We start from the raw sequence: 12,840 nt of genomic DNA, 5'->3' as shown, positions 1-12,840 counted from the left end.
ATGAACGGACCGGATTATAGCGCTCATTTACGGAGAAAAGCGGCGAGATCCTACGGGGTTATTCTGCTCTTCACAGTTTTGATTCTGGCTGTATTTATCATCAGCATGAACACGGGATATATCCGGCTTACGCCAGGCGAAGTGTTTCGGACTTTGTTTGGTATGGGGACGGATAAGCAGGAGTTGATTCTCTACGATTTCAGGCTCCCCCGGATTGTCATCTCCGTCCTGATCGGGATGGGAATGGCGGTATCCGGCTGTATTTTTCAAGGAATCTCCCGCAACCCGTTGGCCGATCCCGGCGTGCTCGGCATCAATGCGGGCGCCGGGTTGGCCGTAACCTTGTTCATTTCGTTCTACCCTACGACGGCGGCGGCGCCGGTATTTATGATGCCGTTTCTCGCCCTTTTGGGAGCCGCGTCGGCCGCCATCCTGATTTATGTGCTTTCCTACAAGAAAAACTACGGGCTTCAGCCGATCCGGATGGTGCTGGTGGGAATCGCCGTAGCGGCTGGCATCAATGCGGCCATGATCATTCTACAGCTCCGGCTTCGGCCGGAAAACTTCCAACTGCTTCAGGTCTGGCTTGTCGGAAGTATTTGGGGCACGTCGTGGAAGTATGTTCTGGCGCTGCTTCCGTGGATCCTGATTTTAATCCCTTACGTATTTATGAAAGCCCGGGCACTTAATGTGCTAAGCCTGGGGGATCAGACGGCGACCGGTCTCGGTACGCAAATCGAGCGGTCACGGCTCGGACTTTTGGCGGCCGCCGTCGGTTTGACCGGAGCTTCCGTAGCCGTAGGCGGGGGGATTTCGTTTGTCGGGCTGATCGCTCCGCATTTGGCAAGGCGGCTGGTTGGCCCGAAGCATGAATTTTTAATTCCGGCCTCCGCCCTGGCCGGCGGGCTATTGGTCATCATAGGCGATACGCTGGGCAGATGGGTACTTCAGCCGACGGAGATTCCGACGGGGATCGTCGTAGCCATCATCGGAGCGCCTTACTTCTTGTATTTGCTGGCGAAATCGAAGGGCTAAGATGCTGGAAACATAGCGACAAACAAGGAAGAAGCCGTCCGCAAGCCGGACGGCTTCTTTCATGCGTGCAGATCGGCCAAGGCCTCCTGCAATCCGGGGTAGGTGAATTGAAATCCGGCTACGAGCGCCGACGCCGGTATGACTTTCTGACCTTCCAACAACAGCATGGCTCTGTCGCCAAGCAGAAGTTTCAGGAGGGGAGCCGGTACGGGAAACCAGCTGGGGGTTCGGTGAACCCGTCCCAATGCGGCGCTGAATTGCTCGTTGGTTACGGGAAAGGGGCTGACCGCGTTGATAGGGCCGGAGATCGCCGGATTGTTGAGGCAAAAATCAATCAGGCGCACGATGTCGTTTATGTGGATCCAGGGAACCCATTGCTGTCCGGTGCCGACCTTCCCGCCGAGGCCCAGCCGGAAGGGAAGCCGCATCAGCGGATAAGCTCCGCCTTCGTTGCCGAGAACGACTCCGGTACGCAGCAGGATCAGCCGGCGGTCCCGGAAACCCTCCTCTGCGGCGGCTTCCCAGCGCTCCGTCACTTCCTGTAGAAAATCGTCGTCCACTTTCTTGCGCTGAGCCGATTCCGCAAATTCTTCGGTAAGTGAGGTGCCGTAAAATCCGACGGCGGAGGCCTGTACGACGGCTTGGGGGCCGGGACTTAGCGATGCCGCGAATTCGGCGACCTTTCGGGTTGTCGTCAACCGTGACTCCAGAATGATCCGCTTGGCTTTCGGGGTCCATCTTAGATTAAGTGAAGCGCCCGCCAAATTAACGAAGGCGTGAACTTCGCTCAACGGAGAAAGATCGTGTTCGAGTTCGTCCCACGTACAATGGATAAGGTCCGGCGCAGCGGAGTGGAGCTCGCGGTTCCTGTTTTTCCTGGAAACGACGACGACCTCGCCGCCCTCTCTCAACAGATAGTCCGTTAGAGCCCGGCCGATAAATCCCGTTCCGCCAAAGATGGCGATTTTCACAAAAATCCCCCTTTTAAAAATCCGGACCTGCAGTTTCAGGACCGGATGCCGTTTATCAATAGACTATTTGTTCATTAAATGCCGGTATGGCTGGTAGTCAATTTGATTCTTCTCCAGAAACTGAATCAGAAACTTATTGTCCCGTTTTGGGGTGGCTGTAATATAACCTTTAATACAGTGATCCCGGGTTACCTCGGCGGCTTCTTCCTCCAAGGCGATTCGGCCAATTTCCGCAGCGATCGAATGCTTGGCGATATCGCGGAAAGGTCCGGGCACCGGCTGTACCAACAGATTAAGAAATGCCTTGGCATCGTCACTCCAGAGATGCCGGCTTTTCTCGACCCAGTGGTTTTGCCAGTCCAGCTTGGACATGCCGTCTGCTTTGGGAAGCACTTTCAAAAATTTCCGGAACATAAAAAAACCGCCGATCGACATCATGCCAAGCAGCACAAAACCCCAGAAGACAATCGTATTCAAGAACAGGTTACTCGGTCCCCCGGAAGATAGTGGGAGCAGCAATGCCTGGTAGGGCATGGGTACAATCACCTCGATATTCTAACTGTGATATTTCTCATTGATAAAAATTATAACGCATTTCCAACCTTGTGACGAGACTTCTCGTTAATAGATTTCTTGCGGGGTTGAAGGCTTGGCCTAGCTTTATTTTGCTATTCAAGATAAAATAGGGATGTTTAGCGATTTACTGTCCAAAAGGGGGAAGAGAAAAATGCTTAAAATAGGCTCCCATGTTTCGTTTTCGGACAAAGGGCTGTTAAGCGCAACTTCGGAGGCGTCTTCTTACGGCTCCAGCTCGTTCATGATATATACCGGCGCACCGCAAAATACGCGCCGCAAGCCGATCGAATCGATGAATATCGAAGCGGGCAAGGCGGCGATGGCTGCGGCGGGGATCGACGAAATCGTCGTCCATGCTCCATACATTATCAACCTCGGCTCGTATAAGCCCAATACGTATCAGCTCGCGGTGGATTTTTTGCAGGAGGAAATCCGGCGGACCCATGCCCTGGGCGTGCGGAATATCGTCCTTCACCCCGGCGCGTTTACCGATAAAGATGCGGAATACGGCGTTGAGCGGATTGCGGAAGGTTTGAATGAAGTGCTGAACGGCACCGATGAAACCGAGGTCAATATCGCGCTTGAAACGATGGCGGGGAAAGGGACGGAGGTCGGCCGGAGTTTTGAAGAGATTGCGGCAATTATCGACAAGGTGCAGCATAATGAGCGCCTGACGATCTGCATGGATACCTGCCATATTCATGATGCCGGATACGACATCGTCAATGATCTCGACGGCGTGCTTCGCCAGTTCGATGACCTGATCGGTCTGGATCGGCTTGCGGTCGTCCATATCAATGACAGCAAAAATCCGATCGGCTCGCGCAAGGACCGCCATACCCCGATCGGCAGCGGATGGATCGGCTTTGAAGCGATCAACCGCGTCGTGCACCACGAGGCGCTGCAGGGACGTCCTTTCATTCTCGAAACGCCGTGGGTCGGCAAGGACCCCAAAACCCAACGCCCGATGTATGAAATGGAGATCGCCCTGCTTCGCGGGGATTTGGCCGGACGTTTCGGCGAGAGCATCTTGACCGAGGTGGAACAACTGGGCGCGTTTTTTGCCGGCCAGGAAATTCACCCGCGCGCGTTCGTGCTGGACACCTGGAATTTGCTGAAGAGCGACGCCAAGGCGAAGAAGGCTGATCCGCGGGAGCCTTTGGAACGGCTTTACGACCTCGTAACGGCCCACAATCTGTTTCCGGATTATAATGAGGAACAAATCAATCAGCGCCTGGTGGCCTGGCTCGCTACGGCACAAGGATAAGAACGACTACAGGGGGATGTAGAAGAAAGATGGAGACTCATATCAAAGCCGGCGGCCGCCCCGCCAAACCTTACGAAAGCAATCGCGCCCGGATGCTGATTTCTTGTCCGGACGGCCCGGGTATCGTTTCGGCCGTATCGCGTTTTCTTCATGAGCACGGCGCGAATATCGTTCAATCGGATCAATATACGATGGATCCGGAGGGCGGCATGTTTTTTATGAGAATCGAGTTTGATCTCGAGCAGTTGGAGGACCGGGCAGCCGGACTTCAGTCGGACTTTGCCGCAATCGCGGACAAGTTTAACATGCAATGGAACCTGTATCAGCTGAGCCGCAAGAAAAAGCTGGCGATTCTCGTCTCCAAGGAGGACCACTGTCTTGTCGAGCTTTTGTGGCAGTGGCAGGCGGGAGATCTGGATGCCGAAATTTCAATGGTGATCAGCAATCATCCGGATATGAAGGAATATGTCGAGTCTTTCGGAATCCCTTATCATTATATTCCGGTGACACCGGAAACGAAGAAAGAGGCCGAGCGGCAGCAACTGGACCTTGTCAACGGAAAAGTGGATCTGATCGTGCTGGCCAGATACATGCAGATCGTATCGCCCGCCTTGATCGAACCGTACCGGAACCGGATCATCAATATTCACCATTCCTTCCTTCCGGCCTTTGTCGGCGGGAAGCCATATTCCCAAGCTTATGACCGCGGGGTTAAAATCATCGGTGCGACGGCTCATTATGTGACCGAAGAGCTTGACGGCGGACCGATTATTGAACAAGACGTTCAGCGGGTCAGCCACCGTGACAATGTGGGAGAACTGAAGCGCATCGGAAGAACGATCGAGCGCGTCGTGCTCGCCAGAGCGGTGAAATGGCATATCGAGGACCGGATTCTGGTTCATCAGAACAAAACCGTTGTTTTTAACTAAATATCGCATGTTCCACCGCGCGGCAGACCCCAGTTTCTGCCGCGCGGTTTTGGTTTTTGGGGAAACTTTTTGCATCCCCTGCCCGTTAAACATTAAAGAAGGATTCTATGGATGGGAACTTGTTTAGTTCGGAAAGGGGAAACTTGTGTTGCTTTCAATAAAACGATACGCCTTGTACGCATTCCTGGGATGGATGCTGACGGCATTTTGCGTCGCGGGAATCCCGGCGTCCGCCGCGGAGGCCGGACCGAAGATCACGATTCAAAGCGAAGAGGGCTTTGGCGGACTTTTCAAATCAAATGAATGGATTCCCTTAAAAATTTCGCTGACAAGCGATCAGGACATCTCCGGGGAATTGGTGGTGCAAACCGCAGTTCCTTTTTCGGGAACCCGCATCTCTCGCGTGCAACAAGTGGATTTGCCGGCGGGAACAACGAAGGTGGTCACCTTCGGCATCGAGGGCGACAGCTTCAGTAAAAACAATAATGAAATCCGGTTCTACGAAGGTTCGGCCGAATCCGGGGAGTATATTCCCTTTGCTTCCGGGACCCCTTACCTGCAAAGCGCTTCCGTTCGGGGAACGCTGATCGGCGTACTGGCCGCCGACCCCGATACGATGAACTTTCTCGCCGCACTCAACGGAAACGCCAATCAGGCGGTGATTGCCCCGCTAAAAGGGAGTGATATTCCCAAAGAGGCGGCACTGCTCGGCAGCCTGGATGTGCTCGTTATGAACAATTATCCGGCTGACAGCCTGACAAAGGAACAGGTGGAGGCGATCCGCTCTTGGGTCGACGGGGGCGGCTCCCTCGTTTTGGCCGGCGGGCAGGGTTATCCCAAGACCGCAAAGGGATTTGAAGATCTCTCCCCGGTCGAGTACAAGGGCAGTACGGATGTGTCCTCCCTGCCGAATGTAGCGAAGGCCGGCGGGAAGCCGCTTGCTTTGGGCGAGCCTTTTCCCGTTTCCGAGGCGACGTTGAAGAAGGGGGCGAAGGCGGAGATCGCGGAGGGCTCCCTGCCCCTATTCGCCTCTTGGTCCGTCGGTAAAGGGAAGGTCTACTACGCTGCCTACGATCCGGCGATGACGCCGCTTCAAGGGTGGTCGGGACATCCCGAAGTATGGAGCGGGCTGCTGCGTGAAGAGATTTCCGCAAACCCGGGTTCCTTGGGCCAGGGCGGAATGCGTTCCGGCAGCAACCCGATTTTCAACATCAGTTATTTGCTGGACTATTTCCCGTCCCTTACGCTGCCTCCTTTTTCCATGTTGTTCTGGCTGCTTCTCGGATATGCCGTCCTGGTGGCACCCGTGCTGTATTACGTTTTGAAAAAAATCGACAAGCGCGAGTGGGCCTGGGGGCTGATTCCGCTGATCGCGGTGTTGGCCAGCGGTGCCGTCTACATGACGGGAACGAGCGGCAAATCGAGCGTGCGCAGCCATACGTTGAGCTTTGTGGAGCTGGACGGAAAGGGCCGGGCGCTGAACGCCACGGCATCGGCTTTGTTCGTGCCCCGGGGCGGTACTTATAATGTTTCGCTTCCGGCCGGTACCTTTGTCTCGGTGTCCCGGGAGGACGGTTTGATCTCCGGCGGACAGGGTGGGCAATCGAACCGTCAACTGGTCAGAGTAAAACAGGACGCAACCGAAGTGAAGCTCCGGGACATGACGCACCGTTCCTTGGCCAAGCTGTGGTTGGGCGAAACGGTTCTGCCCGAATTTGGCGCCATTAAAATTGAATCCTCGTACGATGCCCAGGGGCGCCTGACCGGCAAGGTGACGAATGAAACAAATACCGACTTGAATAAGGCGGCAATTCTTTCTGCGGGTAAAGTCTACCGGATTGGCGATCTCCCCCAAGGGAAGACCGTGCAGATTCCGGCGGCCGACGTTGCCGTTTATACGGGGGATTACGGTTCCTCCCTATATCCGCCGACGGGGAACAAAGAGGATTATTTGCTGGAACGGCAAAGAGGCATGATCAACTATTATATGGACTCACTCTCCTCCAGGGGAAAAAATACATTTATCGGCTGGAGCGAGGAGCCGCTCGACCAAGGCCAATATGAAGTGAACGGAAAAACGCCGCAAACCGACCGGCTCAATTTGGTTGCCCAGTCCTTTGTTCCGGAATTTGAGCAGAACGGAGAGGTCTCGATTCCGTTCGGGGTGACCGAGGCGCGGATTACGGAGGTTACGGCACAGGAATGGGGGACGGAAGGAGCAAACCGGGTCAATATGTCGAGCGGAGAGATGACCTTGGAATACACCCTGCCGGATCTTGGCGACATCCGGGTATCCCGGTTGACGGTCCGCTCCACCTATCCCGGGGACAAAACCACGGTATCGATTTGGAACCAGGAGGTCGGGAAATGGGAGAAATTTGACCTTGGAGCCAAGTTCGAGGCCGACCTTACCAAGAAGGCAAGCGCTTATGTGCGCAGCAGGACCGTAAAAATAAAAATTGCGGCCGGAGAATGGACCTACTTCGATTTGCCGGAAATTTCGCTGAAAGGAAAGCAAAAGCGATGATTGAGATCAAAAACTTATGCAAGACGTACGGCGGTTTTGAGGCGCTGAAGTCGGTGAATCTCACCATATCGAAAGGCACGGTGTTCGGTTTTGTCGGACCGAACGGAGCGGGGAAAACGACCACAATGTCGATTTTGGCCACTTTGCTGGCCCCCACTTCCGGATCGGCCAAGGTCGGCGGCTTCGAAGTGACGGAGTATCCGCACGAGGTTCGCAAGCGAATCGGGTACATGCCGGACTTTTTCGGAGTTTACGACCAGTTCAAGACGACGGAGTATCTCCATTTTTACGGGGCCAGCTACGGCATACCGAGGGATGAAAGAGAGCGCCTCATTCCGCAGTTGCTTGAGCTCGTTAACCTGAGCGACAAAAAAGATACCTACGTTGACAGCTTGTCCCGCGGCATGAAGCAGCGCCTCTGTCTGGCCCGGTGCCTGGTGCACGATCCCGAGGTGCTGATTCTGGACGAGCCTGCTTCAGGGCTCGATCCCCGCGCACGCATCGAAATGCGGGAAATCCTGAAAGAACTGAAGTTGATGGGCAAGACGATCATCATTTCATCGCATATTTTACCCGAACTGGCGGAAATGGTCGATGAGATCGGCGTGATCGAGCACGGGACGATGATCGCCCAAGGGCGGGTCAGCGAGATTCAGGACCGGCTCCGGGTAAAAAGAGTGCTGCATATCCGCGTCATCGACCGGGCCGATGAGCTGGCGGCACGGCTTAAGGACGAGGCGCATATCAGCCAGGTACTGCACGACGAGTCCGGCGTTCACGTTCATTTCGGCGGAGGCGATGCGGAACAGTCGCAACTGCTGGGCGGCATCATCGCATCGGGATATCAAGTCATTTCCTTCCATGAGGCCCAAAGCAATCTGGAGGACGTCTTTCTGGAAATCACGAAAGGGGGGGCGGGACATGAACTGGCGGAAAATGTGGATTAATCCCGTCCTGGATAAGGAATTCCGGCTGAGAATGCGTACGCCCCGGGCGGCGGTGGCGGTGCTTAGCTATGTAATGGTCATGGGGCTCCTGGCGATGGGGATCATTTACGTGATGACCTCCGGCAGCATGGGGCGGGCCGGGAGAATCGATCCGGGCAGCAGCCGGATGATGTTTTATGCGCTCAGCATCGCGCAGCTCGTTTTGATCGCTTTTATGACACCGGCGCTGACGGCGGGGGTGATCAGCGGAGAGCGGGAAAAGCAGACGCTGAACATGCTGCTGACGACGCAGCAGAGCTCCGCGACGATTATTTTAAGCAAACTGGTCTCCTCGCTTGGCTTCATGACGCTCCTGATCGTGGCGACACTGCCGGTTTACAGTATCGTGTTTCTGTATGGCGGGGTTTCCCCGAGCCAACTGCTTTCGGTCTTCTTTTTCTACCTGTTTGTCATGCTGCTGTTGGGATCGATCGGAGTTATGTGTTCTACCTTGTTCAGAAGAACGATAGTATCCGTCATTATGACTTACGGCATGGGGCTTGTTATCTTTCTGGTGACCGGGCTTGCCTATCTGTTTGCTTTAAGCATAGAGCAGGCGCGCCAATACACGATGCCGCAAGTCATTACGCAAACTTATTCCTGGATCGGTTATTTGCTCGGGCTGAACCCGGCGGGCGCCTTGATTAGCATATTGGAACCGTCATTCTCGGAAAACGCCTTTCTGGTTCGTGGGAGCAACCTTCAGACAACGGCGCCCATTCAGTTGTGGCAAGAGTTTGTGCTTGTTTATTCTGTAGTGATCGTCGTTTTTCTCTGGATTGCGATCCGCAAGATCCGGCCGGTGAGAGGCAAACGATTCCGCACCAATAGTTCGGAATCAGACGGTGAAACGACCGGCAAGGTGATGCGGAAACAGACTTGACCTTAATCCAAAACGGACAATGGAAGGAGGCGGCAGATATGGAGGAAGAGTTCCGGCGTCAGTTGAATGTCGTCCGCCGGCGACTGCGGTGGTTTCGCGAACTGGACGGCATGAGGAACGGCTCTCTGGCGGGGCTTGCCGCCGCCCTTCTCTGGCTGGCTGCCGGGAGGCTATGGCCCCTGGAAGGGCTATGGGTTTATGCGGCGGCCAGCTTAGGTTTATGCACAGCGGCCGGCTGGCTGCACGGCCGCTTAAGCAAGGTGCCGCTCACGGAAGCCGCCCGGACGATGGACCGGGCGAACCCGGGGGAGGAGCGGCAGGATCTCATGGCGACGGCGCTGGCCTTCGTCGGAGAAGATACGCCGATCGCCCGTCTTCAACGGGGACAGGCGGAGGCGTACGGCGAGGTCTATGTCGGAGCGCTGAAGCAGCGCTTGCCGCTGCCGCGCCGCCACTACTGGCGGATTTCCGCCGCCTTAGGCCTGCTCGCCGCGCTGCTGCTGGCACTGCTGCCGAATCCGATGGACGAGGCGGTGCGACAGAACCGCCAAGCTCGCGACTGGATTCGCACTCAGCAGGCGGCAACCGAGCTTAGGCTGGAGCAGTTGAAGGCGGAAACGCTGGATCCGCAGGCGAAGACGGCGTTGGCCGAGGAGTTGGCCGAGCTCCGCCAGGCTTTGCTGCGGAACCGGGACCCGGGCAAAGCATTGGACCGCTTGGAGGAAAAAATGCAAAAGCTGGACGAGATGGCGGAGAAGCTGGAACTGGGGCAGCGCCGGCGCGCGGATTGGCTTGAAGCCTGGAAAAGCCGCGCGGACACGGCGAAGCTGGGCAAGGCGCTGGAGATGAAGAGCCCGAACGAAGCCGTTAAGGCGGCGGACGAGCTGAGACGGAAGCTGCCAAGCCTTACCGTGGAGCAGCGGGAGAGCCTGGCCGAAGCGCTGCGGCAGCTGGCCGAAACCGCGCCCGCCGAGGGTCCGGACGCAGAGCGGCTGGCGGAAACGCTGCGGAAGGCGGCGTCCGCGATCGAGAGCGGTGAGGCCGCCGGGATGGACCAGGCGCTGAAGGAACTGGCCGAAGCGATGGAGTCCGAGATCCGCGCCGCGGCGGCCACATCCGGCCAGGCCGCGGCCGCCGCCGAACTCGCGGCGGTCCTGGCGGAGCAGGGGCTGGATTTGGCGGAGGACATGGCCGCCTCCGGGCTGGCCGTTTCGGGCGCCTGGGGCCAGGGCGGCCGGGCGGAGCGGCTGGCGGCGGGAAGCGCTCCTGCCGGCGGGCTTGACGCTGGCGGCGATGGAGCCTCCCCCGGAGCCGCTTCGGGAGAAGGCCGCCCGGGCGGCAGCGGTGCCGGTACCGGAAATGGCACCGGCAGCGGCCCAGGCGCGGGCGCCGGCCAAGGAAACGGAAGCGGGTCCGGCGCCGGTCGGGGCCAGAGCCCGGGAGGCGGTCAAGGCCAAGGCTCCGGCGCCGGGCTGGGCAGCGGCGGGCGCACGCTGGTGACGACGCCGCGCAGTATCCAGGACGGCGGACGGGTCGAAACCGACGGGGGCCCCAGTACCGGCGGCAGTGTGCAAAAGGGCGGCAAGTCCCCCGTTCTGGATGGCGTCAGCCGCCCCTATGAAGAGGTCTACAGCGACTATGCGGCCGAAGCCAAACGGTCGCTGGAGCGAAAAGATCTCCCGCAGCGCATGCAGGGACTGGTCGAGCGTTATTTTACGGAAATTGACCCGGGATCTTGACCGTTAATTGGTGATGTCATCTAAGGAGGAGATATGTGATGTTGGAGCCGATGCCGCAAGTAAAGGCTTGGAGCGATACGATATCGGCCGTTCGCGAGCAGGTTGGCCGTGTGATCGTGGGACAGCGGGACGTGGTGGAGCAGATGTTGTGGTGTATTTTTGCCGGCGGGCACGCGCTGTTGGAGGGGATTCCGGGTCTGGGAAAAACCGTGTTGGTCCGGACGATTGCCGATACGCTCGATCTATCTTTCTCGCGGATCCAGTTTACGCCGGATTTGATGCCGAGCGATATCACCGGGACGAATGTTATAAGGTTCGGACCGCAGGGAGCGGCGGATACAGTATTCCAGCCGGGCCCCGTGTTTAACGGCATCGTGCTGGCGGACGAGATCAACCGGGCTTCCCCGAAAACCCAAAGCGCCCTGCTCGAAGCCATGCAGGAGCAGACGGTTACGGTGGGCGGGGAGACGCGGAAGCTGCCGCACCCTTTTTTCGTGCTGGCGACGCAAAACCCTCTGGAGCAGGAAGGAACCTATCCGCTGCCCGAGGCCCAACTTGACCGGTTTATGCTGAAAATCCAGGTCGGCTATCCGTCCCCGGAGGAGCTTAAGGAGATCGTCCGCCGGACGACCTCGGCCGCCCCGCCGGTACCGGATCGGCGGACCTCGGTCGCCGACCTGCTGGAGATCCGCCAGGTTGCCAAGGAGGTGCTGCTTGCCGACGAGGTGCTGGATTACGGCATCCGGCTCCTGATGATGACGCACCCGGAAGAACAGGCAGCACCGGAAACGGTGCGCAATTATGTACGGTTCGGGTCGGGCCCGCGCGGCATTCAATCGATCATTGCGGCGGCCAAGGTGCGGGCGATCTCCAAAGGGCGTTTGCACGTTTCAACCGGCGATATCGCGGCGGTTGCGGTGCCGTCACTGCGCCATCGGCTGTTCCTCAACTTCGAAGGTCAGGCGATGGGCATATCCACGGATACAATCGTTGAGGAAATCCTGGCCGCGCTGGAGGGCTCCCGATGAATCAGCCGCTGCTTCCGCCTTCCCTGCTTCCCCGCTTAGAAAGGCTGTCCCTGAACTCCGGACGGCAGGTCAGGGGGACGGCCCAAGGCAAAAGACTATCCGGCCGCTTCGGCACGTCCCAGGAGTTTGCCGATTACCGGGAATACACGCCGGGCGATGATATCCGCCGCTTTGATTGGGGGGTCTACCGGCGGACCGGCCGCCCTTTTGTCCGCCAGTATTGGGACGAGCAGGAACTCATGGTCAGCCTGTATCTGGACATATCGGCATCGATGGATTTCGGCGAAGAGAACAAGCTCCATTACGCGAAAAAACTGGCGGCGGCGATCGGCTATATGGCCTTGGCCGCCGATGATCGGGTAGAGGGCGCTTTGTTTACGGATGCGATCCGGCAAAAACTTCCGGCGGTGCGCGGCAAAGCCTCGGCCCTCCGGTTGTTCCGGTTTCTCCAGGAGGCCGAACCTTCCGGTCCGGGGAACCTCCGGTCCGCGTTGCGGAGTACAGCTTCGCTGCCCGTCCGTCCGGGAATGACCTGGATTTTCTCCGACTTATGGTTGGAGGACGGGGTGGATGCTCTGAAAGACGCGCTATCCTATTTGATGGCCGCAGGTCAGGATATCGTCCTTGTCCACGTCGTATCGCCGGCGGAAATCAAGCCGTTGTTTAGCGGGGATTTACGGTTGGTGGACAGCGAACTGGGGACGGGCAAGGAATTGGCGATAAGCGGACGGTTTCTGGAGAGCTATGCGGCAGAGTGGAAAAATTACACCGGCCGCATTTCGGCTTTTTGCATGGAGCGAGGTATTCGGTATGTCATCATTCCCACGGATTTGCCGCTGGAGAAGGGGATTTTTGAGACGCTTCGCAGGGCGGGGATTCTTGGTTGATATACTACGTTC

Annotated in this window: 11 protein-coding genes; 9 read left to right on the top strand and 2 right to left on the bottom strand. The window is 57.4% G+C overall.

Annotation, left to right across the window (positions count from 1 at the left end; genetic code table 11):
- On the top strand, positions 1-1,035 hold the full coding sequence (locus V4U84_RS07680) for a FecCD family ABC transporter permease (protein WP_334073694.1): 1,035 nt from the start codon (positions 1-3) through the stop codon (positions 1,033-1,035).
- Between the two features lie 59 nt (positions 1,036-1,094).
- Here V4U84_RS07680 and V4U84_RS07675 read toward each other — a convergent pair whose 3' ends face one another.
- Together V4U84_RS07675 and V4U84_RS07670 are read right to left on the bottom strand one after the other, a co-directional pair.
- Entirely contained in the window at positions 1,095-2,006 is a 912-nt protein-coding gene (locus V4U84_RS07675; protein ID WP_334073695.1) for a TIGR01777 family oxidoreductase, read from the bottom strand.
- 63 nt (positions 2,007-2,069) lie between these two features.
- A complete protein-coding gene (locus V4U84_RS07670) occupies positions 2,070-2,540 on the bottom strand; it encodes a DUF2621 domain-containing protein (RefSeq protein ID WP_334073696.1) in 471 nt (156 codons plus the stop codon).
- A 193-nt stretch (positions 2,541-2,733) separates the two neighbouring features.
- On the opposite strand from V4U84_RS07670, the gene V4U84_RS07665 reads away from it, so the two are divergent.
- From V4U84_RS07665 to V4U84_RS07630, 8 genes are all read left to right on the top strand, one after another.
- On the top strand, positions 2,734-3,849 hold the full coding sequence (locus V4U84_RS07665; protein WP_334073697.1) for a deoxyribonuclease IV: 1,116 nt from the start codon (positions 2,734-2,736) through the stop codon (positions 3,847-3,849).
- Between the two features lie 29 nt (positions 3,850-3,878).
- Positions 3,879-4,778 carry a formyltetrahydrofolate deformylase gene (gene purU / locus V4U84_RS07660; RefSeq protein ID WP_334073698.1) on the top strand — a complete coding sequence of 300 codons (900 nt, stop codon included), beginning with the start codon at positions 3,879-3,881 and terminating at the stop codon, positions 4,776-4,778.
- A 148-nt stretch (positions 4,779-4,926) separates the two neighbouring features.
- Entirely contained in the window at positions 4,927-7,305 is a 2,379-nt protein-coding gene (locus tag V4U84_RS07655; RefSeq protein ID WP_334073699.1) for a DUF7408 domain-containing protein, read from the top strand.
- Positions 7,302-8,252 carry an ABC transporter ATP-binding protein gene (locus V4U84_RS07650; protein WP_334073700.1) on the top strand — a complete coding sequence of 317 codons (951 nt, stop codon included), beginning with the start codon at positions 7,302-7,304 and terminating at the stop codon, positions 8,250-8,252. Before V4U84_RS07655 ends, V4U84_RS07650 begins: the two co-directional genes overlap by 4 nt.
- Positions 8,227-9,174 carry an ABC transporter permease gene (locus V4U84_RS07645; RefSeq protein ID WP_334073701.1) on the top strand — a complete coding sequence of 316 codons (948 nt, stop codon included), beginning with the start codon at positions 8,227-8,229 and terminating at the stop codon, positions 9,172-9,174. The genes V4U84_RS07650 and V4U84_RS07645 overlap by 26 nt, the downstream gene beginning before the upstream one ends.
- A 38-nt stretch (positions 9,175-9,212) precedes the next feature.
- Positions 9,213-10,913, top strand: coding sequence for a phage tail tape measure protein (locus V4U84_RS07640; protein ID WP_334073702.1), 1,701 nt, complete (start codon positions 9,213-9,215; stop codon positions 10,911-10,913).
- Between the two features lie 38 nt (positions 10,914-10,951).
- On the top strand, positions 10,952-11,941 hold the full coding sequence (locus V4U84_RS07635; RefSeq protein ID WP_334073703.1) for an AAA family ATPase: 990 nt from the start codon (positions 10,952-10,954) through the stop codon (positions 11,939-11,941).
- The gene (locus tag V4U84_RS07630) at positions 11,938-12,828 is read left to right on the top strand and encodes a DUF58 domain-containing protein (protein ID WP_334073704.1); all 891 of its coding nucleotides are present in this window, start codon (positions 11,938-11,940) and stop codon (positions 12,826-12,828) included. The genes V4U84_RS07635 and V4U84_RS07630 overlap by 4 nt, the downstream gene beginning before the upstream one ends.
- The last annotated feature ends 12 nt before the right edge of the window (positions 12,829-12,840 follow it).

The sequence above is a fragment of the Paenibacillus sanfengchensis genome (assembly GCF_036864765.1).
GTDB lineage: Bacteria > Bacillota > Bacilli > Paenibacillales > Paenibacillaceae > Fontibacillus > Fontibacillus sanfengchensis.
Note: the sequence above shows the minus strand (reverse complement) of the source record. Positions and strands in the feature narration are given on the sequence as shown.